The sequence below is a fragment of the Streptomyces sp. NPDC033216 genome, from assembly GCF_055577115.1.
Window position 1 is genome coordinate 15,881 of sequence record NZ_JBVIQK010000030.1, and the last position, 23,054, is coordinate 38,934.

General features: G+C 67.0%; 19 protein-coding genes and 4 pseudogenes. 12 read left to right on the forward strand and 11 right to left on the reverse strand.

The features are described from left to right. Positions 1 to 218: 218 nt before the first annotated feature. From ACZ5Y0_RS32860 to ACZ5Y0_RS32870, 3 genes are all read right to left on the reverse strand, one after another. Positions 219 to 1,196 carry a hypothetical protein gene (locus tag ACZ5Y0_RS32860; protein WP_469132310.1) on the reverse strand — a complete coding sequence of 326 codons (978 nt, stop codon included), beginning with the start codon at positions 1,194 to 1,196 and terminating at the stop codon, positions 219 to 221. A gap of 219 nt (positions 1,197 to 1,415) precedes the next feature. Then, complete coding sequence (locus ACZ5Y0_RS32865) at positions 1,416 to 3,662, reverse strand: tetratricopeptide repeat protein (RefSeq protein ID WP_469132311.1); 2,247 nt, start codon at positions 3,660 to 3,662, stop codon at positions 1,416 to 1,418. Between the two features lie 158 nt (positions 3,663 to 3,820). Then, positions 3,821 to 4,264 carry a hypothetical protein gene (locus ACZ5Y0_RS32870; protein WP_469132312.1) on the reverse strand — a complete coding sequence of 148 codons (444 nt, stop codon included), beginning with the start codon at positions 4,262 to 4,264 and terminating at the stop codon, positions 3,821 to 3,823. A 391-nt stretch (positions 4,265 to 4,655) separates the two neighbouring features. Between ACZ5Y0_RS32870 and ACZ5Y0_RS32875 the strand changes: the two genes are divergently transcribed. The 3 genes and pseudogenes from ACZ5Y0_RS32875 to ACZ5Y0_RS32885 form a co-directional block, all read left to right on the forward strand. Further along, complete coding sequence (locus ACZ5Y0_RS32875; protein ID WP_469132313.1) at positions 4,656 to 5,435, forward strand: hypothetical protein; 780 nt, start codon at positions 4,656 to 4,658, stop codon at positions 5,433 to 5,435. A 367-nt stretch (positions 5,436 to 5,802) separates the two neighbouring features. Beyond that, entirely contained in the window at positions 5,803 to 6,159 is a 357-nt protein-coding gene (locus tag ACZ5Y0_RS32880) for a TerD family protein (RefSeq protein ID WP_469132314.1), read from the forward strand. 180 nt (positions 6,160 to 6,339) lie between these two features. After that, positions 6,340 to 6,557 (forward strand): annotated as a pseudogene (locus tag ACZ5Y0_RS32885) (transposase); the annotation flags it as partial. A gap of 11 nt (positions 6,558 to 6,568) precedes the next feature. On the opposite strand, the pseudogene ACZ5Y0_RS32890 reads toward ACZ5Y0_RS32885, so the two are convergent. Continuing rightward, positions 6,569 to 6,942 (reverse strand): annotated as a pseudogene (locus ACZ5Y0_RS32890) (transposase). Between the two features lie 282 nt (positions 6,943 to 7,224). On the opposite strand from ACZ5Y0_RS32890, the pseudogene ACZ5Y0_RS32895 reads away from it, so the two are divergent. After that, a pseudogene (locus ACZ5Y0_RS32895) lies at positions 7,225 to 8,030 on the forward strand (IS5 family transposase). A gap of 128 nt (positions 8,031 to 8,158) precedes the next feature. Here ACZ5Y0_RS32895 and ACZ5Y0_RS32900 read toward each other — a convergent pair. Together ACZ5Y0_RS32900 and ACZ5Y0_RS32905 are read right to left on the reverse strand one after the other, a co-directional pair. Next, the gene (locus ACZ5Y0_RS32900; protein WP_469132315.1) at positions 8,159 to 8,545 is read right to left on the reverse strand and encodes an SH3 domain-containing protein; all 387 of its coding nucleotides are present in this window, start codon (positions 8,543 to 8,545) and stop codon (positions 8,159 to 8,161) included. 200 nt (positions 8,546 to 8,745) lie between these two features. Continuing rightward, a complete protein-coding gene (locus ACZ5Y0_RS32905) occupies positions 8,746 to 8,916 on the reverse strand; it encodes a hypothetical protein (RefSeq protein ID WP_469132337.1) in 171 nt (56 codons plus the stop codon). 436 nt (positions 8,917 to 9,352) lie between these two features. Between ACZ5Y0_RS32905 and ACZ5Y0_RS32910 the strand changes: the two genes are divergently transcribed. Beyond that, positions 9,353 to 9,634, forward strand: coding sequence for a hypothetical protein (locus ACZ5Y0_RS32910; RefSeq protein WP_469132316.1), 282 nt, complete (start codon positions 9,353 to 9,355; stop codon positions 9,632 to 9,634). A gap of 164 nt (positions 9,635 to 9,798) precedes the next feature. Then, a complete protein-coding gene (locus ACZ5Y0_RS32915) occupies positions 9,799 to 10,347 on the forward strand; it encodes a hypothetical protein (protein WP_469132317.1) in 549 nt (182 codons plus the stop codon). Between the two features lie 619 nt (positions 10,348 to 10,966). On the opposite strand, the gene ACZ5Y0_RS32920 is transcribed toward ACZ5Y0_RS32915, so the two are convergent. The 3 genes from ACZ5Y0_RS32920 to ACZ5Y0_RS32930 all read right to left on the reverse strand — a co-directional run bounded on the left by ACZ5Y0_RS32920 (position 10,967) and on the right by ACZ5Y0_RS32930 (position 13,703). Next, positions 10,967 to 11,164 (reverse strand): hypothetical protein, encoded by a 198-nt coding sequence (locus ACZ5Y0_RS32920; protein ID WP_469132318.1) that lies wholly within the window; start codon positions 11,162 to 11,164, stop codon positions 10,967 to 10,969. Positions 11,165 to 11,858: 694 nt separating this feature from the next. Then, positions 11,859 to 12,176, reverse strand: a complete 318-nt coding sequence (locus ACZ5Y0_RS32925) for a hypothetical protein (RefSeq protein ID WP_469132319.1) — start codon at positions 12,174 to 12,176, stop codon at positions 11,859 to 11,861. A gap of 33 nt (positions 12,177 to 12,209) precedes the next feature. Then, positions 12,210 to 13,703 (reverse strand): NF041680 family putative transposase, encoded by a 1,494-nt coding sequence (locus ACZ5Y0_RS32930; protein WP_469132320.1) that lies wholly within the window; start codon positions 13,701 to 13,703, stop codon positions 12,210 to 12,212. A 136-nt stretch (positions 13,704 to 13,839) separates the two neighbouring features. On the opposite strand from ACZ5Y0_RS32930, the gene ACZ5Y0_RS32935 reads away from it, so the two are divergent. The 3 genes and pseudogenes from ACZ5Y0_RS32935 to ACZ5Y0_RS32945 all read left to right on the forward strand — a co-directional run bounded on the left by ACZ5Y0_RS32935 (position 13,840) and on the right by ACZ5Y0_RS32945 (position 15,305). Next, entirely contained in the window at positions 13,840 to 14,034 is a 195-nt protein-coding gene (locus ACZ5Y0_RS32935) for a ferredoxin (RefSeq protein WP_469132321.1), read from the forward strand. Between the two features lie 88 nt (positions 14,035 to 14,122). Continuing rightward, positions 14,123 to 14,446, forward strand: a pseudogene (locus ACZ5Y0_RS32940) (NF041680 family putative transposase); the annotation flags it as partial. 211 nt (positions 14,447 to 14,657) lie between these two features. Further along, positions 14,658 to 15,305, forward strand: a complete 648-nt coding sequence (locus tag ACZ5Y0_RS32945) for a LysE family translocator (RefSeq protein ID WP_469132322.1) — start codon at positions 14,658 to 14,660, stop codon at positions 15,303 to 15,305. Between the two features lie 461 nt (positions 15,306 to 15,766). On the opposite strand, the gene ACZ5Y0_RS32950 is transcribed toward ACZ5Y0_RS32945, so the two are convergent. Beyond that, the gene (locus ACZ5Y0_RS32950; RefSeq protein ID WP_469132323.1) at positions 15,767 to 16,621 is read right to left on the reverse strand and encodes an IS5 family transposase; all 855 of its coding nucleotides are present in this window, start codon (positions 16,619 to 16,621) and stop codon (positions 15,767 to 15,769) included. Positions 16,622 to 16,998: 377 nt separating this feature from the next. Here ACZ5Y0_RS32950 and ACZ5Y0_RS32955 point away from each other — a divergent pair, with 377 nt between their 5' ends. From ACZ5Y0_RS32955 to ACZ5Y0_RS32965, 3 genes are all read left to right on the forward strand, one after another. After that, positions 16,999 to 17,484 carry a hypothetical protein gene (locus ACZ5Y0_RS32955; RefSeq protein WP_469132324.1) on the forward strand — a complete coding sequence of 162 codons (486 nt, stop codon included), beginning with the start codon at positions 16,999 to 17,001 and terminating at the stop codon, positions 17,482 to 17,484. A gap of 1,169 nt (positions 17,485 to 18,653) precedes the next feature. Further along, on the forward strand, positions 18,654 to 19,781 hold the full coding sequence (locus tag ACZ5Y0_RS32960) for a hypothetical protein (RefSeq protein WP_469132338.1): 1,128 nt from the start codon (positions 18,654 to 18,656) through the stop codon (positions 19,779 to 19,781). Between the two features lie 441 nt (positions 19,782 to 20,222). Further along, a complete protein-coding gene (locus ACZ5Y0_RS32965; RefSeq protein WP_469132325.1) occupies positions 20,223 to 21,599 on the forward strand; it encodes an MFS transporter in 1,377 nt (458 codons plus the stop codon). A gap of 559 nt (positions 21,600 to 22,158) precedes the next feature. Here the strand turns inward: ACZ5Y0_RS32965 and ACZ5Y0_RS32970 are convergent. Continuing rightward, positions 22,159 to 22,887 carry an SDR family oxidoreductase gene (locus ACZ5Y0_RS32970; protein WP_469132326.1) on the reverse strand — a complete coding sequence of 243 codons (729 nt, stop codon included), beginning with the start codon at positions 22,885 to 22,887 and terminating at the stop codon, positions 22,159 to 22,161. Positions 22,888 to 23,054: the final 167 nt, after the last annotated feature.

Sequence of the window (23,054 nt, forward strand, 5' to 3'; positions counted from 1 at the left end):
TGCCCAGGTTCGACGAGTCTTCCTCTGCATTGAGTGGTCTTGGTGGGGTGGTTGATCCATTACAGGGCGGTGTCCATGTCTCGTGGAGTCCAGTTTCGGAGCGGCTGCGGCTCGCCCCTGCAGCCACCGGTGTTGGTATACCTCGAGGCCGCTGGCATCATTGTCAAGCCCGCCCGCGAGGTCGGCATCGCTCGCAAGGATCTGCTCCTAGCGTGGCGCTACTTGCCTCTGAGGTCGTCGATCCGACGCTGTTCCCACCAGTCCAGGATCATGTGGAGGCGCTTGACAGACGGTTCGATACGGCTCAGGGCTCGGTCCAGGTTGAGGAAGGGGACCATGAGGTCGGTGAGTGACGAGGTCTTGGACTTCAACCCCTCTGCCTGCCTCGTCCAGGGCGCCAGGTGTTTGGCTGTGTCGCCGAGGCCGGTGAGCATGTGGGCCATGTCGTCATCCGGGGGTGCCGCGTCCGTTTCACTGGAACTCCTGGAGTCGAGAAGTTGTTGGGCGAAAGCGACGGCCGTGGAGACAGCCTGGACTCGCTTCGCAGCGTGGTCGTGGAACCGGCGGGCCATCGAGGTGAGATCGATGTCGACGCCTTCGGTCAGGCGGCCGCGAAGCTGTTGTGGCGTCACCATGGGGGCGGGGTCCGACGATGCCATGGTCCAGGCGATCGGTTTGTGCCGGCGGAAGAGTTCGTCCGCCAGCACCCGGTAGGCCAGTACGAGGTCTGAGATGAGGTCCGGTTCCAGGGTGTCACGGTGGTAGGCCGCGTTGCGGTATTCGTGCAGCCGGTCGAGTACATCGCGTTCGTGGTCTGTCAGCACGCCCCTTTGCTTCAGAAACTTGGTCTTCTGGTCCAGATGGTTGTCCATCTTTGCCCGTCGGTCCGGGCCTACATGCTGGTGGATCAGCTGACTCAGACGCCCATCGAGTTGCCCCCCGCTGTCACGGAATTCCCGCATCTCCTCGATGGTGCTGTCGGGGAGCTGGAAGGCCAGTTGGGCGTTGACCTCGCGGCTGATGATCACCTCGACAAGATGGTCGAGGAGGATGAGGGCAAGGCGGTCGTGTGCTTGGTCGCCTGCCTCGGCGCATCGACGGATCTCGGCTATCTCGACCGCGAGCCAGTTCCACTGTTCGAGGTTCTGTGAGGCCGGACGATCCCAGTCGGAAGCGAATGGCTGCATGAGAGGCATGACTCCACCCTTCACTCTTCCGGGCGACCACCAGGTGGGTGGGGCAGCCCCACGGCGCGAGGCGGTTGGTGCGGCGTCGCCCGAGGCCCGCACCAGCAACCTTCTGCGCCCGCTGAGCCGTCCGGAGACTCCGCACGGCGCTGGAACACGGCATCGACTCGGATGGAATTCATCGGACACCTATAATTCACCGTGCCACTGGGGCAGAGCACGGACTAGCTAGGACTGGAGCGCTCCGATCTCTTTGTCAACCTCTGCTGCCTGCTCGGTGAGACCGAGCTCTTCAAGCAGGCCCTGGGCGCGCCCGAAGTAGACGGCTGCCTGATCCCTTTCGCCTGCCGTGGTGAGTGCCACGCCAAGGCCGGACAGCGCCGCGGCTCGGAGTTCGGCGGCGTTGGCGCGTTCGCATGCTGCCTCTGCCTGCAGCAGGTATTCGATCTGCTGTTGGGGATTGAGGTTGTCCAGTTGGGCGCAGGTCATCAGGGTTGCTGCCTCCACGAGGGGGTTCCCCGCGGCCTGGCTGGCCGTGAGGGCGCGTCGGCAGGCGGCGCGTGCATCCTCGGGCTTTCCCCGTGCCTGCAGGGCGAAAGCCGTCGTGCAGAGGGCGCTTGCTTGGTTGGCGGTGTCGCCGAGCTGCTGGAAAAGGGAGGCGGCCTCTTCCGCCGCCGCGCATGCTTCTGCGTAGTCCTCGAGATCCTGATGGGCCAGGGAGAGATTGTTCAGCGCAGCGGCTTGTTCGCGTAGGTCACCTGTGACCCGCTGTATTGCGACGGCCTCCTGGTGGGTCCTCAAGGATTCGGCAGGCCTCCCGGACTCCCGCAGGGCCAAGCCGATCCCATTGAGCACCTTGCCCCGCTCGTTGTCGTTGCCCAGCGAAGTGAACAGGTTGAGTGCCCGATCGTAGGAGCGAAAGGCTTCTTCGTAGCGTGAGGCCTCGCTCAGCGCGATGCCGAGGTTGTTCCATGCCCCGGCTTCGGCAGCGAGTGCTCCGGACTGGTGGGCGATGCGGCACGCGGTCGTCGTGATGGAGATCAGGTCGTCGTAGTACCCGCGCCAGGTGAGGTAGTCGTAGAGGACCACCGGAAGATTGACAGCGATGTCGTGGTGTCCGGCGTCCGCCGCCACGGCCACGGACCCCGTCAGGTTGGCCCGCTCGTCGTCCAGCCAGGCAAGCGCCTCGTTCCGATCGGTGAAATCGCCTGGAGCAGGCGATGCTGCCTGCACGCCGAGGCGCGCACACGCAGAGATGGCGGTTGTCGCATAGTGCTCCAGCAGTCGACGGTGCCGGCGGGCCTGTGCCGACGCCTCCGGGCCAGTTCCTTCAGCGGCGGTGTGCTGTGGCGGGTTCGAGACGCTGTGCGCGAGTTCGCTGGCGTAGTCGCGCACGAGGTCGTGCATCGACCAGCGCTGGTTCACGCGGTCGAGCAAGTGTGCCTGGACGAGACTCCGCAGCACGATGCGCACCGCCGGCAGCGGGAGGTCGGCGAGTACCGCCGCCGCACCGAGCCCGATGTCGGGGCCGGGGTTGAGCGCCATAAGGCGGAAGAGCGCGGCATGATCCGGGGGCAGCCGACGGTAGGAAAGATCGAAGGACGCGCGTACAGCGCGTTCGCCGTCGTCCAGGAAGCTGAGTCTGGATTGGGCCGTAGCCAGCTCCGCGTTGAGCTCGGCGATGGTCTGGCAGGGCTCCAGGATTAACAGGGCGGCGCTGATCTGCAGCGCCAACGGCAAGCAACCGCACAGGCTCGCCAGTTCTTCGAGGGCCGTGCCGGCCTCGGTGACGCGGCGGTCGGTGGGATCGGCCGTCAGCAGCGCATGACGAAGAAGCGCCACCGCCGCTTGAGGGCCGAGGACACCAAGGTCAAGGAGCCGCGCGTTCAAGGTTGCCAGGGTGTGACGGGACGTGACCAGGAGTCGGTGCGCGCCGTCGCCGGGGAGCAGGAGGCGAACCTGGTCGGCGCTCGAGGCGTTGTCGGCCACGATTAGCAGGCGTCGCCCTTGGCTGGCCAGAGCGGCCAGCTCGGTCCGGTAGAGCGCTGCACGCTCCTCAACTGCCTCAGGGACGGCGTCATGGGCGACACCGAGAGCCCGCAAGAATGCCTCCAGGGCCTGACCACTCTGCACCGGGCTCTCGTCGTACCCATGCAGGTCGATGAAGAGACTGCCGTCGAAGTAGCCGGCTTCAGTCGCGGCATGCCCTGCCGTGAGGGCAAGTGCCGTCTTGCCCACGCCGGCGAGACCCCCGATCGACGCCACCAGCACGGGGGGAAAGTCATTCTGGCCAGGGGCGGCGGCTGCCGGGCCGGATCCGGAGGAGTCCGGATCCGGCTGACGCGAGACGACGGAACGCAAGGCCGACAGGATGCTTGCAACTTCAGTTTCCCTGCCGCTCAGCATCGTGGGCGCTACGGGAAGCGAAGCAAGCGCAGTGGGCAGCGGCGCTGGTGGGTGCATCACGACGGTCACGGGGCTGTAGTCGCCTGTGGTGGCTATGCCAATATCCCTTGAGGCCGCAACGGACCGGGTCCCCGAGGCCAAGGCGGCACCGTCCGGTGTGCCGGGATCGAGGTCAGAGCGCGAGCTGTGCGAACCCGGTGCCGTTTCAGGCTTCCTTCCCCACCGGTTCATGAGTGCGCGTCGTCCCCGGTGATCGCCTCGCCGATTTCGCCGGCAGCTGCGATGCCGCGCTCACCGTCGGCCTGCGCCGACCCAGGAGCTCCTGCTGCCCGCGGCATCGCAGGGCTGGCCGTGAGACGAGAACGATCGCCGGTAACGGCCCGTCCGATACTGCCTCCAGCCGCGACCGACCGGGTTCCCGCCGCCGTCGTGGCGGGTGCGCCTCCCGCGGCAGGTGGGCGCAGGAAGGAGTATCCGCTCACCGCGGCGGCGGCCAAGCCGCCGACCGACCCGGCCACCGTGGCGAGTTGGGCAGATGTGTCGAGATCGGCAACCATCGCGACGATGCCCAGCCCCAACGCTGCCAGGCCCAGCACAACCACCAACAGCCACACCACAACCCGCGCTAGTCCTGTCACACCCGCATCATCGCAGAGGGGACTGACAGCCATTGCCTTATCGTGCTCGCCCCGGCTCAGACAGACCGCCGCCGGAGCCGGGGGCATCGCTCACAGGACAGTGACCAGTGTTCGTCCTTCATGCGGTGCAGGGCGTTGGAGCCACCGCCACGCAACAAGCTCGTCTGCCCAGCAGGGTGGGTGGAGTTGGTGGCTTGTTCGTCACCACGGCAGATGACCGTCGACCACCGGGGCGGACCAGTAGACATGCAGGCCACGCACAGGACCGGGTGTTCTTCGGCACAGCGTCGCGACGGCGTGGTGCCCGTAAGCGGGCTCTCCAGCTATCCGGGGAGTTACCGCTGTACTACGTCCGCACCGGGCATTCGCTACCGCGGCGATGGCCAGGCTGCCTGTCAGTGGCACTCCGTACGATGCCACCGAAGTGAGTGACAGAGGGGTGGAGATGGCGGGGGCCAGCGAAGAGGTGCTGAGCAAGGACCGGGGGAAGCAGCCCCTCTGGGTTTGGATCATGGTCTTGATGGCGCACGAGCGCCGCTGCGTGTATTGCGACCAGCAGCAGTCACAGACCCTTGAGCACGAAGCACCCTTGGCAGGCAGGGCAGGCCGAGACATCTGGTGGAACCTCGTGCCTGCCTGTGACCTGTGTAATAGCTGGAAGCAGAAGAAGTCTGCGGTTGAGTGGGCGCGTGACATGAAGCTGCATCATGCACACCCGAAGGCCGGCTTCGCTCGCCATGCCCTTCCACTCCGAGTCGTCGAGGGGATCAACGAACGGGTAGCCCAGGTACAGCGTGAGATACGCGAACCCGCTCGGCGCCAGTGGTTCGAGCATCACTACGGACGAAAGCGCACGCCACGGTTGCGCCGGGAAAAGCATGAAGAAGTCCAGCGGTGCGCTGAAGGAATGACGCGTTTCCTCTATCGGCCGTGGGAGGCACGAGAGATCGAGCCGCCCACGAGCCACTGTATGCGCGTGCTGTGCTGTGGCTATCAGCAAGCGGACGCCCACCCGGAGTACATCACCCTGGCTGAAGCCGAGCGGGAAGATCTGCGGCGTATGGCGTACGAGAAGGGGTGGTACCTCGGTGATCTGATCGGCAACCTGTTGGATCGGGCGGTCAAGGAATGGCGCCAGTCTCAGTCGGGCGATCGCGGAGATGAGACGACTGCTGAGGTCCAGCCGAGTGAGTTGACCGCATAGGCCTCCTGCCGCATGTGGGTGTCAGTGGGGTCGCAGGGGAAATGCTGTGCCCCTTATCTGCGTGTCAGGCCGGTTCGACATTCTCCCGAACGCCGTAGCGGCAAGGTGTCGAGGCCCAGCCCTTGCCGGCCGATCGCCGACCTTCACGCCTACTCGATGCCCAGCTCCCGCAGCGAGTCCCGTCCGGGAGCGGTTGTTGTGATCAGAAACGGGTTGGTTGGCCTGTTCTGGTTAAGTTGATGCGGAAAGGGCGGTGAAGCGGTGCGAGTGGCTGGGGTGGTGGGCGCGCGTGCGAGGGCGGACCTCGGTGTGTGGTCTGATCTGGGTGTTTTCCAGCTAGCAGGCGGTTGGAACCAGGTCATGTTCAGTGATCGCTGGTTTCCCGCAGGCCGGATGCGCGTGCCGGCTGTGCGAAGTGGCCGCGGATGCACGTGTAGGTCACTACCGTTTCTTCTCCGGTGATCAGCAGGGGGCGGGGATGCAGACGACGTCGCTGCGTAAGGGCGAGAACGTGTCTCTGTCGACAGCGCGGACGGTGCTGTCGGTGGCGGTGCAGGGGATTTCGGCGGATGTGTCCGCGCTGCTGCTCGGGCCTGATGGCAAGGTTCGCGGCGATCATGACCCGGTCTTCTACAACCATCCGGCCCAGGACGGTGTGTCCGTTGACGGTGCTGCGGTCACCCGCTGCAGCCAGGCGCCGTCTTCACCCGAGCGCCTCAGCTGACGATCAGCCAGAGCGGCGCACACCCGGCGGTGTTCAGTGCACCGGACTTCACGTCGGGGGAGACCGTCGTGGTCCTGGCGGAGCTATACCGCCGAGGTGACGGCTGGAAGGTCCGTGCCGCCAGGCTCTGGCCAACGTGGCCACTGCGATGACCGCCGCGCTCGCACGCCGGCGACAGGCCGCCGCCGTGGGGCCTGCGGCATCACACCGAAGATCGCCCGCAAGGGCACAGCCCACGGCTCCGGCTTGGGCAAGACCCGCTGGGTCGTCGAGCGAACCTTCGCCTGGCTCCACCAGTTCAAGCGCCTCCGAATCCGCTACGAGGTAGCGCCGACCTCCACCTGGGTTTACTCCAACTCGCCTGCAGCATTATCTGCTTGAGACGACTCCGGACCTAATTCTGAAACGATCAGTCAAGCGTGGGTGCCGGCCGTCGCATGACGCGGTCCGTGCGCATTCGGCCGAGTACCTCGACGGGCAGATCGGCAAGGAGGTAGGCCATGCGCGGGGCGTCGTATCCGGCGTCGAAGACGACCAGGACGTCCGGGTCGCCCGGCTCCCACTGAGCAGGTCAGCCACGACGCGGCGGACCTGGGCCGCGGTGACCTCAGCGAGGTCGTCATCCGGACCGAGGCGGACCGCGTCCAGCAACTGACACCACGAGGTACGGCCGGTCTCCAGCGCGGCCACGAACGAATACGGCCAGCCGGGAATGAACTGGTCACTGGAGCGACCCGAGCGTCCGTAGACGTGACAGAACAGCCTCCGGGCTACATGGAGCATCCGGACGCAGCCAGTTGGTCACGTCGACCGCGAGGACCAGTCGGCCGCCCTGGGCTGCGGCAGCACTGCCAGGGTCCGGCGCAACCCGGCCGCGTCGCCCCCCGTTGTCCGGCTCTGAGATGGTCTCGTGATCTCACCCCCCAGAGATCGCGGGACTGTGCGAGGCGTACCAGAAGCACCTGCCTCGCCAGCACGCTTAGTGAGTCTCTTTCATCCTGTGCTGGAGGGTGAAGTGGGCTGGTCAGCGGGTGTGGTGACGAGGCAGGGCCCCTCGTCGTTGGCGTGGTGAGCTCACTCAACACGCTGGCGACCGAAGGGGCCCTGTGGTTCCGTATCCTGCCAGGCTTGATGTCCCGTATGAGCTGGTCGAGCATGTTTCCTGGCTGCTGTACGAACACCGTCGGGCTCGCAACACACGTTGGCGCAGGCTCGGCTGCTTCAAGCAAGCGCTTCTCACGCTGGTGCATCTGCGGAAGGACGAGACGTTCTGGCAGCTCGGGGATGGTTTCGGGATATCGCAGGCCACCGCCTGGCGGTACGTCGACGAGACGCTGGACGTCCTGGCCGGCTGGGCGCCCAGTCTCCATGAAGCGCTCACCGGCCTCGGTGAGGGCGACCACGTCATCGTTGACGGCACCTTGATCCCCATCGACCGGATCCGTGCGGACGAGCCGTACTACTCGATGAAGCACCGCAAGCACGGAATGAACGTGCAGGTCATCGCTCGTCCCGATGGCACACCGCTGTGGTTCTCCCGGGCGACGCCCGGCCGCACCCATGACCTGACCGCGGCCCGGGCTCACGGCATTGTCCAGGCCTGCCTGACCTGGCAGATCCTCGTCCTTGCCGACCGCGCCTACCAGGGCGCCGGCGCCACCGTCCGCACCCCCTATTACCACCACCGCGAACAGCCCGAGCACTACCAGCAGTTCAACCGCGACCACGCTCGACTGCGCGCTCCGGGCGAACGTGCCTTCGCCCAGGTGAAGTCATGGCGACTGCTCCGGCGAGGCAGAAGCTCCACCCGCCGTATCAGCACGATCGTCCAGGCCGTCCACACACTACTGACCTGCAGCTATTCAGGATGAAAGAGGTTCAGTGATGAATTCGGGGGCCGGTAGGAGGCAGCGGACGGGCCGCCGGCCGCCGGAGGGTTTTCCGGCGGCCGGCGGCCCGTTGAAGGGCTGGGGAACGGTGTCCTCGGCGCGGGTCCCTGTCACTCGCAGGGATAGCTGGTGATGCGGACGGTGTACGCCGCAGCGACCCAGCGGTTGGTGCCCACGTTGCGGAAGCCGTTGGTGGTGGACGCCGACGCGAGGATCGTGGCGCCGTTGGGGTAGGAGTCGACGACCCGGTACTGGGTGCCGGGTCCGCTGCGGACCAGCAGACCGCCGCTGGCGTTGACCCTGTAGTAGCACCGGGTGGCGAGCACACCGGCCGCCGGCGCGAGCTCCAAGGCCGCACCCGTCGTGCGGGCGGGTGCGGCGGCCTGGGCCGTGAGACCACCGCCGAGGAGCGCGGCGGCGGACAGGGCCGCCACGGCCGCCGTGCGGGCGGCGGAGCGACGCGGAGACATGGTGCGGCGTGCTGCTTTGACGGTCATGGAATCGATTCCCCTTGCGTCGTCGGTTCTGGGTGCGGAACACGTACGTAGGAGCAGGCCCGGGCCGGCTGAGCGGTGCGTCCTCCCCTTGTCGAAGGCGGCTTACCTCCAGGAGTTCGACGCCGAGCATCCCCGGACACGCCGAACGCCTTGAATGCTCCTGGTTGCCGACACGGGCGGCTACGCCCTTAAGCCATGGCTTAAGGGCACACCGCCATGCTGCGGTTCCCGGCCAGCAGCTCCCGGCCGAGGGCAGTTGCCACGTGCAGGACGGAACCACCGCGACGACTGGTGGTGATGAGGCGCGCGTCGCGCAGTGCCTTCGTGTGCTGGCTGACGGCCGCCAGGGAGACACCGAGTCGCGCGGCCAGTTCAGTGGTGTTGCAGGCAGGACCTTGATCGGGATTGTGACCAGCCCGAACGAGATGGCGCCGCTCCAGACGGGGCGTGGCATGACGACCCCCAGCAGGATGAGGAATCAAGCCCCAAACGGACAGGTGCGCGAGGCTCGGCAGCGGTTGTGCGGAGATGCCGTTCAGGTGAGCCGGTGCGCGGCGGTCTCGGTGAGCCGCCGGATCAGTGGCAACGCCTGGATCGGCAGAGCGAAGGAGCCCCCGGCGTGGCCGTGACGATCCGGCCGGGGGCTTTCGCCCGCGCAGCCGTTGGACCGCGAGAAGATGCAGGCCGGCGTTGCTCAACGGTTCCGGGCCCAGGCCCGCGCAAGCCCAGGAAGCAGACCACCAGCCCGGCCGCGGCGTCCCTCGCCAAGAAGAGCGTCGCCACGCCCTCGCGGAGCGAGGGCGCCCAGTGACCGTGTACATCGATCCCCTCGGCGCCGCGATCCTGCTCGTGGGCATCGTGGTGGGCTGCACCGTCTACCGGCACACCCGCGCATCCTCCGCACCGGCCAGCCGCGGCGACATTGTCGGCTCCATCGCCTCCGCCGTCGCCGTCATCACCGCCTTGGTGTTGTTGCTCGGAGGGGGCACCAACACCACGACGGAGAGCGACAAGCCCGCTCCCGATCTCCAGCACCACGAAGTAGGCGGGGAGCCGTCGACCGGGGCCGGCCGGACCACGAACCAGTAAGCCGGGCCGGGAGCTCGACGCTCCCGGCCCGTACAGCGGTCCGGCCGGCGGCCGCTCGGACCGGGAGCCTTGAGCCGCTAGTGCTGTGACCGCGAAGGTTCGCCGGGTTGGCGGGTGGAACGGTTGGATGGACGATGCCGTCCGTTCCAGCCGTTGGAGGTGTCGTGACCGAGCCTGTGCGGGTGCGCAGACTGAGGGATCAGGAAGGGCAGGAACTGCAGCAGGAGCGGCGGCCGAAGGCCATCAGCAACGTAGAAGCCGCACTGCCCGCGCTCTGGCTCAACCTCGCACTATGGTGCGGGGACGGTCATATCCCCGCACCATATTTCGATGCAGCTTGTGCCGTAGCTGAATCAATCGGGGCCGACCCCGACTGGCGCACCTGGTGGTCCAGCGCAGCGGAGGGTGAGCTCGTGATCGAGATTGAATTCGGTGACCGGTACGGGCGCACCAGCGTCGCAGTACGGAGAGGTCAGATCTGGGCTTCGTTCTGCCTTGAAACCTCGTGCTTCAAAGGTCGCACCCCAGGTGTTCTCACCTATCTTGCCTGCACGGACATGGAGGCAGCTTTCACGCAGGTATCGGCAGAATTGGCCATGGTTGCACCGCCTGCGCTTCCGTTTCTTTCCAACTCGACGCCTCCAACACCCAAGAGTGAAGCAGCACGCGAACGACTGGCTGAATTGCGCAGATGTCACCGGGCGAGGCCATAGATGTGGCTACTGACCGGGGCCGGCTCCGGCGGACGGGCCCGGAGCCGGCCATGGCCCTGGTCGTAGAACTGGTGCGTACGGCGACGCTGATGCGCCACCGCCAACCCGGCGAACCTTCGTGGTCACAGCACTAGCGGGCCCATGGTCGGCCGCGTGGTCGGGGTTGCGCCAAGGGGTTGCGCTGGGGGTTGTGCTGCTCGGATTCCGCGGCTCGTCGCTTTCGCAGGTCGGGTCGCGTGGTCGGGGGTTTCCGGATGGGCTGACATCCCCTCTACGCCACCCATCCCCCGCCGGAGCAACAGGAGCGAGGGAGCAGGGGCGGGTGCGGGAGGCGTGCGAGGGGATCGGGCGGCTTGTCTTCCCGTTCCGCGCGGCCCGGGCCGCGCGGCCGGCGACGTGCCGCGGCTCAGCGACGACTTCCTCGTCCTCCGCGGGGGCAGGCGCCGCGATATCGCGTAGCGGGACATCATCGGCCTGGAGGTCCGGAGGACCGCTGAGGTCCGGACGGCGGCCGATGTCCCTTCTCGACCGCCGCTTCGACCACAAGGTCCAGGTCCTCGTGGACTGGTGGACCGCACGCCGGGCTGGCCCCGACCGCGCGTAGCGAGCCTGCTGACCGTTACAGGTCCGACTCTGCAGGCGGGAGTTCCGTCTGGCTGCGCTTGTGCAGCCAGTCCAGCAGCCGGAATCCGCGCTCGCTCTGCTCAGAGTTTCCCCACAGTGCGGCCGAGAACGCTGCAAGGGTGAGCCCCGCAACGGTGCCGAGCACGACCATCTCTGGGCCGGTGATTGGCTGGGGCTGGCTTGGGATGTCCATCAAGTGTCCTCCGTGTCGGGTGATGCAGGTGATCCAGCGTAGGAGCTGTTTGGGGCGGGGCGTGCAGGTATCCAATAGAACGTCCCTTGCCGGGCAGGGGCGTTGCGGGTCAGGGGGACGAGGAGCCTCGACGTCAAACGTGCGCTAAGCCCTCCGGGACCCGGGTGTGGGCTCCAGTCAGATCAACTACCTGGAGCCCATGGAGTCGCTCTACGGCTGTTCGTCCGTCTCGGACGGTCGCGGCCGGGTGCGGCGGCCGCGAAGGCGTGCGGCACCCCAGGTCGAAGCGGTGAGGACCAGTGCGGCGCCGAGACTGCCGAAGAATTCGGGCAACGAGGCGCGAAGGAGCTCGTACATGAAACACCGGGGCACGCCAAAGGACCCCCGAGCGTGCCCGTCTTCTCTCTGTACGAAGGGGTGGTCGGCCGGCCGTGTTTGCCCCCGGGGTCTCAGGGCGTGTGTAGGTGTGTAGGTAGGTGGCGGCCCGGACTCTCGGCTGGGACGGCGAGCCGGTCGAGACTCCGGGTGAGGTCGGCCGTATCGGAGTATGCCGTCCGACCGGACCAGCCAGATACGGAGTTGCGGCTTCCGGAGGGCATGCGGTATTGCCCGGTGCGGCTTGCATATTGGGCAGCGCACCCGCCGAAACGGCCTGTTTCGCCTCACAGTGAGCCGGTGACAGTGAGCTTGTCGTTTAACCAACCGCGTTCGGCGGGGGCGAGGCAACGGTGACCTGGGCGGTCCAGGACCCGGGTTCCCAGGGCGGATCCCAGGTCACGTCGACGCGCGCTTCGTGGAAGTCGTGCGCGAGTCCCACCACCATGGCCGCCGCCGCGGCCAGTGCCTCGGCTGGGCCGGCGTTGACCGGAACGTCGGGGAGGCGCCCGCAGTGCATCCCGCCGTCCACGGTGAGGACACTGTGGCGCCAGCCTTCCGGCGTCGCGAGCAGGACGATGCCCGTCGGCAGGCCGAAGGGAGGTCGCCTCTTCTTCTCCCGCTTCCGTCTCACCATGAAGCCATCCAACCTGGTCGGCTTCCTGACGTTTCAGGCGGGCGAGACTTCAGGTGCCCCGCGGCGGGGCTTGGTGCCGACTTTGTGGTGGGCGGGACGGCTGAAAGCCTCGCCGGTGGCGAGGACCCGCCCGACGTCGTGACGGGTGGCCGGTCGCTGGTTCTTCGAGCCTGGCGGCCTGCCTGGGCCGGGGCGGGATGGTTTTGGTGCACCAGCCGGGGAGCCGGTCTTCGCGTGCAGGTTCCTGAACACTCTGCGGACGCGGGCGGGTGTCAGCCTGTTCGGCTCGGTCGGCTTCTCCCAGGGCCTGCGGAGGTCGGTGGCCAGCGGTCGGGCGAGCCGGAGCTGGGCATAGGCGGCGATCACGAGCCAGGTCCACCGGTCGGCCGCTTCCGAGCTGCGGAGTCGGGGCTTGGTCCAGCCGAGGGTCTGCCTGAACAGGCGGAATGTGTGCTCGATGTCGAAGCGGCGAAGGAAGGACTGCCAGCAGCGGTCGACGTCCGCTTCGGTGGCGCCGGTGCGTGACCACCACAGCCAGACCGGCTTGTTGACCCCGCCGCTGGGCAGCTTCTGAACGACCAGGCGGATGACGGTGCTCTCGATGATGGGCAACGGACCGTCGTGCTCGAGCCATGCAGCCCGGCGGGTCAGCCGCGGGTGCAGCCGGTCCCACGCCTGCGCGGTCGCCTTCCCATAGAGCCGGGTGTCCGTGATCGTCACGGCCTGCTCGGTGCCCCAGGTCGCGGGGTCACCGAAGACGAACTCACCGCCGTGCTTGGGCAGCCGGCCGCGCTTGGGGTTGGCCAGGTGGAACTCTTCACGGGAGGGTGTCAGACGCCGCATCACACGATCTGAGCGGAGTCGGCCGAGGATCTCGACGGGCAGGTCCCCCAGCAGGTGGGCGATGCGCGGGGCGTCGTATCCGGCGTCCAGCACGACCAGGACCTGCGGGTCACCCGGCCGCCACTGGCCAGCGGCGACCAACCGCTCGACGACCTCACGGATCTGCACGGTGGTCACCGCGGCGACGTCGGCGCCAGGCTCCAGGCGGACCGCGTCCAGCACCGCCGTCCAGGACGTGCGTCCGGTCTCCCGCGCGGCCACCACCGAGTACGGCCAGCCGGGCACCATCTGATGCTTGCCCTCACCCCGCCCGAAGGTATGGCAAAAGGGCCGGTCGGCACACGTGTTGGCGTCCGGGCGCAGCCACGGCGAGACATCCACCGCCAGCACGATCCGACCGTCCGCCGCCCGTGGCAATGGCACCCCAGCCAGGGCACGACGCAGCCGCGCAACATCGATCCGGCCCTGGTTGAGCCCGCCGTACAGCGATCCGTGCCCACGGCCGTGTTCCGGCGCGAGGGCAAGATCAACCAGCGTCCGCACCGGCCCGTCCGTGCACAGCAGCGCGTCGCACAACTCGAACAACGCGTCGCCCCGCACGGTCAGAGACGCGTACAGCTCCGACCGGAAGTGTGACACCTCCGCGAACGCATCCCGCAGGACGCCCTGATGCACCAAACTCACGACCACGGCCTTCGCGCTGATCCACTCTGTGACGGAGCACAGGATCAGACGGAGGCCGCCTACGTGTCCGCTGAAGTGCGAAAACGCTGATCAAGTTCGAACCACGTTCGACGCCGGTCGTTAAACGACAAGCTCAGTGGCTGTCTCCGTCAACCGTGAGAAGTGCTACGGCGCTGGAGAGTGCGCTTACCGCGTGCCTGAGGTGTTCACCGTCGTGGACAACTACGGGGAGGTCATCCCCGGCCGGGAGTCCACCGACGAGGACCCGCGCGTTATCGCCGCCGCAGAGGCATGCCCGTCGCAGGCCATCAGGCGTTCGTGCACGGGCTGAGGGCGCCGGGGTCTTCCGTTCATGAGCGGACATCCCCTCTACGCCGCCCACGCCCGCACTGAGCTTGTTCTTTTGAGATCCGTACGCCGAGGCGGCGGACCGCTGGACCTGGCTCCTGGTCGTCGCCCACACCCAGCTCCGCCTCGCCCGACCGCTCGCCGCAGACCTCCGCCGCCCCTGGGAAAAGCCGGCCAAGCCCGAACGCCTCACCCCGGCCCGGGTGCGCCGGGGGTTTCGGAACATCCGAGCCCACCTGCTCTGCCCCACCCGTGTTCCCCAACCTCGGGGCGCTGGCCCCGGACGGCCGCCCGGAAGCAAGAACCGCCGCCCCGCACCCCGCTACGACGTCGGCAAGACCGTCAAACGCCCCGAGACCCTCAAGGCCATCGGCAAACCCGGTAGATCCTGGTAGATACCGACCACGCGACGCCGAGAGTAAAGATCAAGCTCACCAGACGATGACATTGCCGCCTTCGGCTGTGGTGTGTACGGACGTGGCAACGATTGTTGAGAAGTCCAGCATCTGCTGTGAGTACGGGCTAGTGCCGTGGCTGGAAAGGTCCGCCGGGTTGGCGAGCACTATCCTTTCCTGGTGAATCCACCCTCGGCTACCGTCCGTCCTTGTGCCCGTAAACCTGAGCCTGGTCGTCGGATTTCTGACTCTGTCGGCAGTGCTGTCGGTGATCCCGGGGCCATCTGTCTTGCTTGAGACCAGTCGCGCCATCACCGTGGGGCGTCGGTCGGCGATGTGGATCGTCCTGGGGAATGCTTTGGGTGGTCTTGTGCTCCTGGCGCTCGTGCTCGCCGGCCTTGGAGCAATCGTCGCAGCGTCGGCCGAACTCTTCGTGGCGATCAAGGTGGTCGGTGCGTGCTATCTGTTCTGGCTGGGCTTTAGTGCCTTGCGCGCCGCCCGGTCCAGCTCGGTGAACGAGACCTTCGCCGCAGCCGATGCCCCGGACAGGACGTCGTGGGCTCGATCGGTACGGCAGGGCCTTCTTATCGGTGTCGCCAACCCGAAGAGCATCGTGTCGCTGATGGCCGTCCTGCCCCAGTTCGTTGACCACTCGCGCGGAAACCTCGTTCTCCAGATGTTGGTCCTCGGATTCGCTGGAGGCGTGGTCCAAACGGTTATTGAAACCACCTGGGTCTGTGCCGCTGGATCCATGCGGAATTGGTTTCTGGGGAAAACCCGTCGCATCCGTGTTCTGAAAGCGAGCGGCGGAGTCGCCATGATCGCGTTTGCCAGCAAGCTCGCAATCGAAAGCCCGTAGGTCCATCGCTGTCATGGCCCCGTCGGTCAGTCGGTACGTCACGGCGTGCCTGCCGCGATGCTCTTTCGCAGGGTCAGTCGTTTCGTACTGGGCGCCCGCCCCAGCGAATGCGCTCCCCGCTGCGGATGCGGGCGCGCTCGCGACGCTGGGCGGCCAGCACATCGGGATGGCGAAGCGGGACGGCTCTTGAAGCATTCGGTGACGTACCTCCGTGTCGTAGCCGCTGACCTCACCAAGGTGATCCAAGTGCGGGCGTATCGCTCCCCACTCGACCAGGAAGTCATCGACCTCCCTCGGCTCGGCCTGAGGGCTGTCGCCATCGAGCTGGCTGGATTGCAGCTACCGCGCCACGGCTGGCACACAGGGCAGGAAATCCGGCACTCTGGTGGCTCTGCGTGACGCCCGTAGATAAAGAACAAGCTGAGAGGTCGTTTTCTCCCAGTGTTTTATCACGGAATCTGCTATTTGGTCTGAGGTGCCGGGTCGCGCCAGGAGACGGTGGCTTCGCCGGTGAGGCGGCGGGCCATGAGCTCGGTCATGGCGATGTGGATCATGGCTTCGGAGCGGACGGACAGGGTCTCGTAGTCGCGGGCCAGTCGGCGGTGGAGCATGAGCCAGCCGTAGGTCCGCTCGACTGCCCAGCGTTTTGGGATCGGGGTGAATCCCCTGGTCCCGGGCTTGCGTTGAGTGATTTCCATGTCAATGCCGAGGGTGGCCGCGTGCTCGACGAGGTGCTGGCGGTAGCCGCCGTCGACCCATACCTTGCGGATGCCAGGGTGCTCGGCAGCGACCTGGTCAAGGAGCCTGGTGCCGGCGACGGAGTCCTGCACGCTTGCCGCGGTGACCAGCACGGCAAGCAGGAGACCGATGGTGTCGGTGACGATGTTCCGCTTCCTGCCCACGATCTTCTTCCCGGCGTCGATGCCCTGGTCGACGGCGGGGACGCTGGTGGAGGTCTTGACGCTCTGGGCGTCAATCACACAGGCCGACGGCTCGGGATCCCGCCCCTCCTTCTCCCGGAGGAGCTGCCGGAGCAAGCCGTTGAGCTGCGCGAACACGCCCTCGTCCGCCCACTTGGCGAAGTAGCCGTAGACCGTGTTCCAGTGTGGAAAATCGTGCGGGAGGTAGCGCCACTGGACGCCGGTGCGGTCCACGTACAAGATCGCGTCCATGATGTCGCGCAAGTCGTGCTCGGGCGGCCGGCCGAAGTCCAGGGCCCTGCCACGGCGCTCGAAGCGCCAGGCCGCCAGCACCGGCTCGATCAACTCCCAGCGGGCATCGGACAGATCACTCGGATACGGACGTCGCGTCGGCATGCTTCCGGCGTACCGCCGCAGACCGAGTGCGCCCAGGCGCACAGCGACGACAACGGAAGCACGCGGCCGCGAACGCTGGGCATCCTGGGATGAGACAGACACAAGCCACTTCTCACCTCACCTGCCACCCCGCCTGACCAGCAAGAATCAATCCACATCTCCAGCAGCACGAGCATCACAACCCGGCCGCCTGAGAATCGCTGGATAAGCGGACAGTACAGGTGAAAACGACCTCTCAGTGCCTGTTTCTCAACCCGCTTACTGGATTTTGAACGGGTCTAGTCGGATACGACCGGCACGGCTCGTCCGCGCGGCTGTACGTTTCACCTTCGGCGCGTGTTGACCGCGTCGAACCACTTCTGTGAAAGGTAATCCAGATGAACAGCCCTGCCCGCCCCCTTGCCCCAAGTAGCGCCGGTGGCGCCGCGCCGGCCTTCCGGCTGGGGGTGGTGCAGATCGCCGCGCCCGTGCTGGGCGGCAGTCTGGTGGGCACCGTGCCGGCGTACGTGCTCGAGGCGGCCACTGGTGGGCGCGTGACGGCGGGGGAGCTGTGGACGTGGGTCTCGGCAGCCATGCTCGCGAGCGTGGTCGTTCCAGCCCTGGTTCCTCAGTACCGTGTCGAGCTCAGCGACGACTTCCTTGTCCTCCGCGGGGGCAAGCGCCGCGATATCGCGTGGCGGGACATCATCGGCCTGGAGGTCCGGAAGACCGCTGGGGTCCGGACGGTGGTCGTGCACGTGTCGGATGGACGTCGGATACCGCTGCGCGCGCCCATGTCCTTTCTGGACCGCCGCTTCGACGACAAGGCCCAGGTCCTCATGGACTGGTGGACTGCTCACCGAGGTGGCCCCGACCGCGTGTAGCGGCCGAATCGGGGCGGAATACCCTGTGCCCCAACCGAAGCGATCCAGCGTGACCTGGCCGCCGCGAGACTGACAGGCGTCGACGGCGGGTCGCACTCGGGGCACTCGGCTCGGCCAACCCCGCTCAACTCAGCGGCCACCCGCTTACGCAACCGGCGGTCCCGGCGCCACTGCCTGGAACGACAGGCCGCAGAGCAGTACATGGCATCCGGCCGTGCTTCCGGCCTCAGCCGTTCACCACAGACTTCGCACACCCGCTCCCGGGCCTGCCCGGCGTCCTCGGACACCACGCCAGCCTAGGGCCCCAAAGCTACTCAAATCGGTGGATCAAAAACAGGCACTCAGTCACATCCATGTACTGAGGCCAAACGCGTTGTGCAGGACATCCGGTCCGTGTTGCCTTGGTTCCTGAGCGGTGCGGGTCGCACCCTGATGGAAAGACGGATGCCTTGAACAATCTGGCGGCGGAGCTGTCCCGGGAACAGACGACGCTTTTGACGACCATGGCGCATCAGTACCTCTTGGAGGGAACGTGGCCGGTGTGGCATTTCACGGTCGCCACCTTGGACCGGCAGGACCTCGATGCCGAAGAGCTGATCCGCTCCCTGCCACGCGTCGGCTCCACCGGTAACGTCGGCCTGTCCTACGGACTCACCTCGCACGGCGGTCCCCATATCGCCGACGACGACCGTCCTGCTCTCACCGTCGCGGCGGCCCTACACGTGCCCGAGCTCCGGCCGTACGTCAGCGATCCGTTTCTGCGGGTTCTCCAGACTCTGGTTGTCGTGCAGCGCAGCGCGCCGGTTTCCACCCAGGAAGCTGCCAGGCCGCGTTTTACCATCGCGGACATCGAGCGGGAACTCCCAGACCTGCCCATGGGCTTCGCTGCCAGGCTTCCCGGCATTTTCGCGCTTGAGCCAGCCACATGGGGCGGATCCAGCGGGGGCACACCGTCGGAAGGCACCTGGTGGCGTGAGCTGCGCCGGGAGATTCGCCAGTACAGGGAGGCCACAACGCTGATGGAGTACGTAGGTACCACGGCGCGACTCATGACCGAACTGGCGGGGGAGTCCCTCCCGACGCCCGCTGTTCCCCGATCCGCCCCGGGGCGGCAGCCCACGCCAGTCCCGCACGTCGACGAGGGGCTGATCACCGACTTGGGTGGCAAGGTGAATCTGGATCTGAGCGGCTACGAGCTCCGCTGGCCTACGCCGCTGTTCGTGTCCGAAGGCGAGCGTGTCCTGCGGTCCTCGAGCAGGTCCTGGAAGGAGCAGGCAGTCTGGCTGCTGACGGAGGCGTTGGCCGGCACCACTGCGGTAGCCGACTTCGAGGACCTGCCCGACCGCCCCGTACCCTCAGATGACCCTTGGGCCAGCACGACCCCCGGCCGGGGGAAGCGGGACGGAATAGATAAGCGTGGCTGGCTGACGGAGCTGGTCGGCCGCGCCTCCGAGCTGCGCCGTGCAGTCGACCCGCGACCGTACTGGCCGCAGCGGCAAGGCCTGACCCTTTCGCACGACGGCAGTACCCCTCGCGACACCCGACGTGACTTCGAACGGATCATCAGCGACTTCCACGACAACGGCTACTTGGTGGAGGTCTTCGGCGAGGAATGCGTTGATGATGCTACCGAGCTGCCGGACGCCTCGCGGGTGATCGAGCGACGCCTTGGCATCCCCGACCTGTGGCCTCTTACCCCGGCGACGTGGGACGAGGACACCTTCTTCGGTCTGATCGAGGTCTTCCACGACCTGGTGAGCCGTCCCCGCACGCGCCGTTTCCACCCTTGGGACAACTGCGGGTGGCACCACTCGGAGTTCCACACCGGACCCGCCCGCATCCTCTACCGGGGCAAAGTCAATGAGCTGCTGCGTAACGCCGGCATCGAGTACGAGCTGGCCGCCGAGGGTGAGGACCTCGGGCGCCTAGTCGCCGTCACCGACGACGCCCGCAGCGCGCTGGTGCACCAGGCGCTCACCGACAGCGCCCCGGACATCACGACCCGGGTCCGTCACGCGGTCGCGCTGTTCCGCGGCCGGGACACCACGGTGGAGAGCAAGCGTTCGGCGATCGTCACCCTCGCGGGCATCCTCGAGGAACGCCGGGCCCTGCTCAAAGACAAGCTCGGCAAGGACGAGGGGGCATTGTTCGAGATCGCCAACCGCTACGACCTGCGCCACCGCAAGGCAGACCAGCGCGGGGACTACGACGAAGCGTTCCTGGACTGGATCTTCTGGTGGTACCTCGGAACGGTGGAGCTCACCAACCGACTCGTTGCGGCGCGGACTGCTGGCTGACCCCTGGACACCAACACCCGAATCCGTATGGAAGCGGCGCGGCAGAGTCCGCTGCTCGAGGCAGCCGCGGCACTCCAGGAGGTGCAGTGCGCCGCCCTCGAGCTGGAGGAAGGAGTACGGCGCGGCCTTGCCTTCACGCGTGTTGCAGCTGCCGCAGAGCGGTCCTTCCCCGAACTACAGGTTCAGCTGCTTGTCTGGCGAACGAGACCGCCTTTCACGTCGGGCCGCCGACGGCTAGGGTTTGGGCGCAGGGAGTCACCCACGAGGAGCTGAGACATGGTCGGTCTTCCGAGCGCGCGTTGACGTTGTTGGCCGTGACCGGCCTGTCATCGCGTGCTGCCCTTGATGTTGCGGCATAGCGAGCCTTTCCCTGCCTGAACCGTCGGTGCACCTTCATGTGCTCGATGGCGGGCCTCGTTGTCGGCAACACAAGGGATTCCCGTGCCGTCCGTTTCTTCCGCTGTATCCGATTCCGGTCGACCTGTTCCATCACGCCTGTGGCGGGACGTCGACTTCCGCAGACTCTGGATGGGTCAGACAGCCTCCCAACTCGGTGAACACACAAGTCTGGTGGTTCTGCCGCTCTTCGCCGTCCTGACGCTCCACGCCAGTGCCGGCCAGCTGGGCGTCCTCCGCGCGGTGGGGCAGGCGCCGATCCTGTTGCTCTCGCTCTTCGTCGGCGCGTGGGTGGACATGTGGCGGACCCGCACCACGATGGTTCTCACGGACGTCTGTCGGGCCCTGGGCCTCGGCGCTGCCGCCGTGGCCGGCCTCTTCGGCTGGCTCGGCCTGCCCGGCCTGCTTGCGCTCGCCTTCGCCGTCGGGGCCCTGTCCGTGTTCTTCGACGTGGCATACCAGGCGTCTCTCGTACGACTGGTGGAACGCGACCAACTGGTGCGAGGCAACAGCGCGCTCGAGGGCAGCCGATCCGCGGCGCAGATCGGCGGTCCCGCTCTCGGCGGTGCGTTGGTGTCCCTGCTGTCGGCGCCGATCGCTGCTGCCTCGAGCGCGCTGTTTTTCGCGCTGTCGTTCCTATCGATCCGGCGGATCCGCCGAGCCGAACCGATTCCGGAGCGCCCGGAACACCCAGCTCGGGTCTGGCAACGTATTCATGAGGGCCTGCGTTTCGTCGCCGGTGATACCGCACTGCGGACCGTGTGCCTGGCCTCGGCCGCCTTCCAGTTCTCCTTCGCGGCCGTGATGACCGTCTACCTGCTCTTCCTGCCGCGGGAACTGCACCTGTCAGGCACCGTCGTCGGGCTGGCACTCGCCGCGGCGGGACCGGGCGCGCTCCTTGGCTCGCTGCTGGCCGCCCGCCTGCCGAACCGGTTCGGTCATGGCGCGGTGCTCGTGTGTGCGGCGGCACTCGGAGACGGCGTGTTCCTGTGTGTGCCCGCGCTGCACGGCTCTTCTCCGGTGACGGTTGCCGCGCTTCTTGCGATCGGCTTCGTGTTCGGGACCGGCGGCCAGTTGGTGAATGTCACGGTCATGGCCGTCCGGCAGGCCGTCACTCCGGACGGGTTGCAGGGCCGCGCGGCCGCGACGATCACGTTTGTCGGCATGGGGCTGACCCCGCTCGGTTCTCTGGTCGGCGGATTTCTCGCGGAGGAATGGGGGCTGCGCGCCAGCCTCCTGGTGACGGCCGCAGGCATGATGCTGTCCCCTGTGGTGATGGCTTTGTCCCCGCTCGCACGCCTGGGCCGGGAGCTTCCGGTCTCGCACGACGCGCCGTCGACAACCGCCCATCCTGAAGCCCACGAGATGGCCCTCCGCGACAGGGATGCGGCTCATGACGCGGCTCCTGAAACCGGTTCATGACAAGAGGCCAGGGCTGCCAGAGCGTCCGGCGATCTGGCCGAAGGTCGGCAAGCCCAGGTGGGTGACTGTGGGTTTGAGAGCGGCATCGAGTTGGGCCAACTTGTCCTCGGCGCCGGTCAGGCTGATTTCAAGGCCTTCGACCTCGCCGAGCCTGCCCTCGCACTGTGCTTCGGAGATCCGATCGATCAGGTTGTCGCGAATCTCGATCAGCCGGTCTCGTTGGGGCGGATCGGGGCGCAGGAGCGAGCATCGGACGCAGACGTGCTCGTGGATGCACGAGGTCCCGAACCGCCCTTGCGCAGGTCCCCAGGGAGAGCTTGCGCTTCTCGAAGTGGGCGAGGAAGGCGTCCCATTCCTCGTTCGTCGGGGTCCGGTATTCCTCGCTGGGGCGGAGTGACCGACGACGGGCGATGAACGCGCGTTGAGCCTCGATGGCGTCTGCTGGGTAGATCGCTAATGGTGGAATCGGGTATTGGAACTGCCTGAATGCCCCGGTCCGGGGCCCATGTGCCGCCCGGACCGCGGTGTGAGTGCCGTGCGTGGACGTACCGGGAATCGGTCAGACCTGCTCGAAGTGGAACGCCTTGATGAAGCAGTCGCGGGGCTGGGTGACGGCAAAGAGGATGCACTCCACGAGTGACTGCGCGGTGAGGGCGTCCTTGGCCTCGCGGGGTGTGTTCTCCCACTGCTCGGAGAGCGGGTCAGGGTTGTCAAAGTCGGGCGGGTAGAGGGAAATCACCCGGACTCCTTGGGGCCGCAGGCGCTTGGAGAGGATCTCGGCGAACCCTGCCTGGGCGCTTTTGGCCGCGTAGAAGGCGTCGTGCGCCTCCGAGCGGTGATGACCGGCCGTTCCACAGGCGGAGATCATGGTCACCACGTCCGGCTTATCCGAGTTGAGCAGGAGAGGGAGGAAGTTCCTCACGGTCAGGACGGTGCCGGTGGCGCCGGATGCGATGGTGTCGACGACGTCGCCGTCGGAGGCGGATTGGAGGTCCGGTCCCTCGAGGTAGCGGGAGCCGTTGTTGATCAGCACGTCAACGCGGTCGGTGTGCCGGGCGACGCCAGCAGCGAAGTCGCCGATCGAGGCCGGATCCGTCAGGTCGCAGGCGAAGGCATGGACCTGCTGGTGTCCCCGTCCGCGAATCTCGTCGCGAACACGTTCAGCAGCGGCGAGAGTGCGCGCGGAGAGAAAGACCTCGGCTCCGAGCTCCGCGAGACGGATGGCCAAAGTGCGTCCGAAATCGCGTCCGGCAGCAGTGATGACCACGCGGTGATCGTCGAATCTCATGTCGGTGCTCCTGGTTCGTGGATGGGAGGCTGTGGTGAAGTGCGGCGGCTGACCTCAGCGGCGTAGGCGGCCCAGTCTCCGGCGGTGGCTCGTTGCACAACCGGCACAGGTAGGCGTCGGCCCGCGTGCCGCGCCGGCGGAGCGTCTCGTACTGCACACCGCGCAGA

Bases quoted from the DNA above. Each gene is read 5' to 3' on its own strand.
- ACZ5Y0_RS32870 (WP_469132312.1), bottom strand. From the start codon at position 4,264: ATGGCTGTCAGTCCCCTCTGCGATGATGCGGGTGTGACAGGACTAGCG.
- ACZ5Y0_RS32955 (WP_469132324.1), top strand. From the start codon at position 16,999: ATGAACAGCCCTGCCCGCCCCCTTGCCCCAAGTAGCGCCGGTGGCGCC.
- ACZ5Y0_RS32925 (WP_469132319.1), bottom strand. From the start codon at position 12,176: ATGGTGAGACGGAAGCGGGAGAAGAAGAGGCGACCTCCCTTCGGCCTG.
- ACZ5Y0_RS32970 (WP_469132326.1), bottom strand. From the start codon at position 22,887: ATGAGATTCGACGATCACCGCGTGGTCATCACTGCTGCCGGACGCGAT.
- ACZ5Y0_RS32950 (WP_469132323.1), bottom strand. From the start codon at position 16,621: ATGCCGACGCGACGTCCGTATCCGAGTGATCTGTCCGATGCCCGCTGG.
- ACZ5Y0_RS32860 (WP_469132310.1), bottom strand. From the start codon at position 1,196: ATGCCTCTCATGCAGCCATTCGCTTCCGACTGGGATCGTCCGGCCTCA.
- ACZ5Y0_RS32900 (WP_469132315.1), bottom strand. From the start codon at position 8,545: ATGACCGTCAAAGCAGCACGCCGCACCATGTCTCCGCGTCGCTCCGCC.
- ACZ5Y0_RS32920 (WP_469132318.1), bottom strand. From the start codon at position 11,164: ATGGACATCCCAAGCCAGCCCCAGCCAATCACCGGCCCAGAGATGGTC.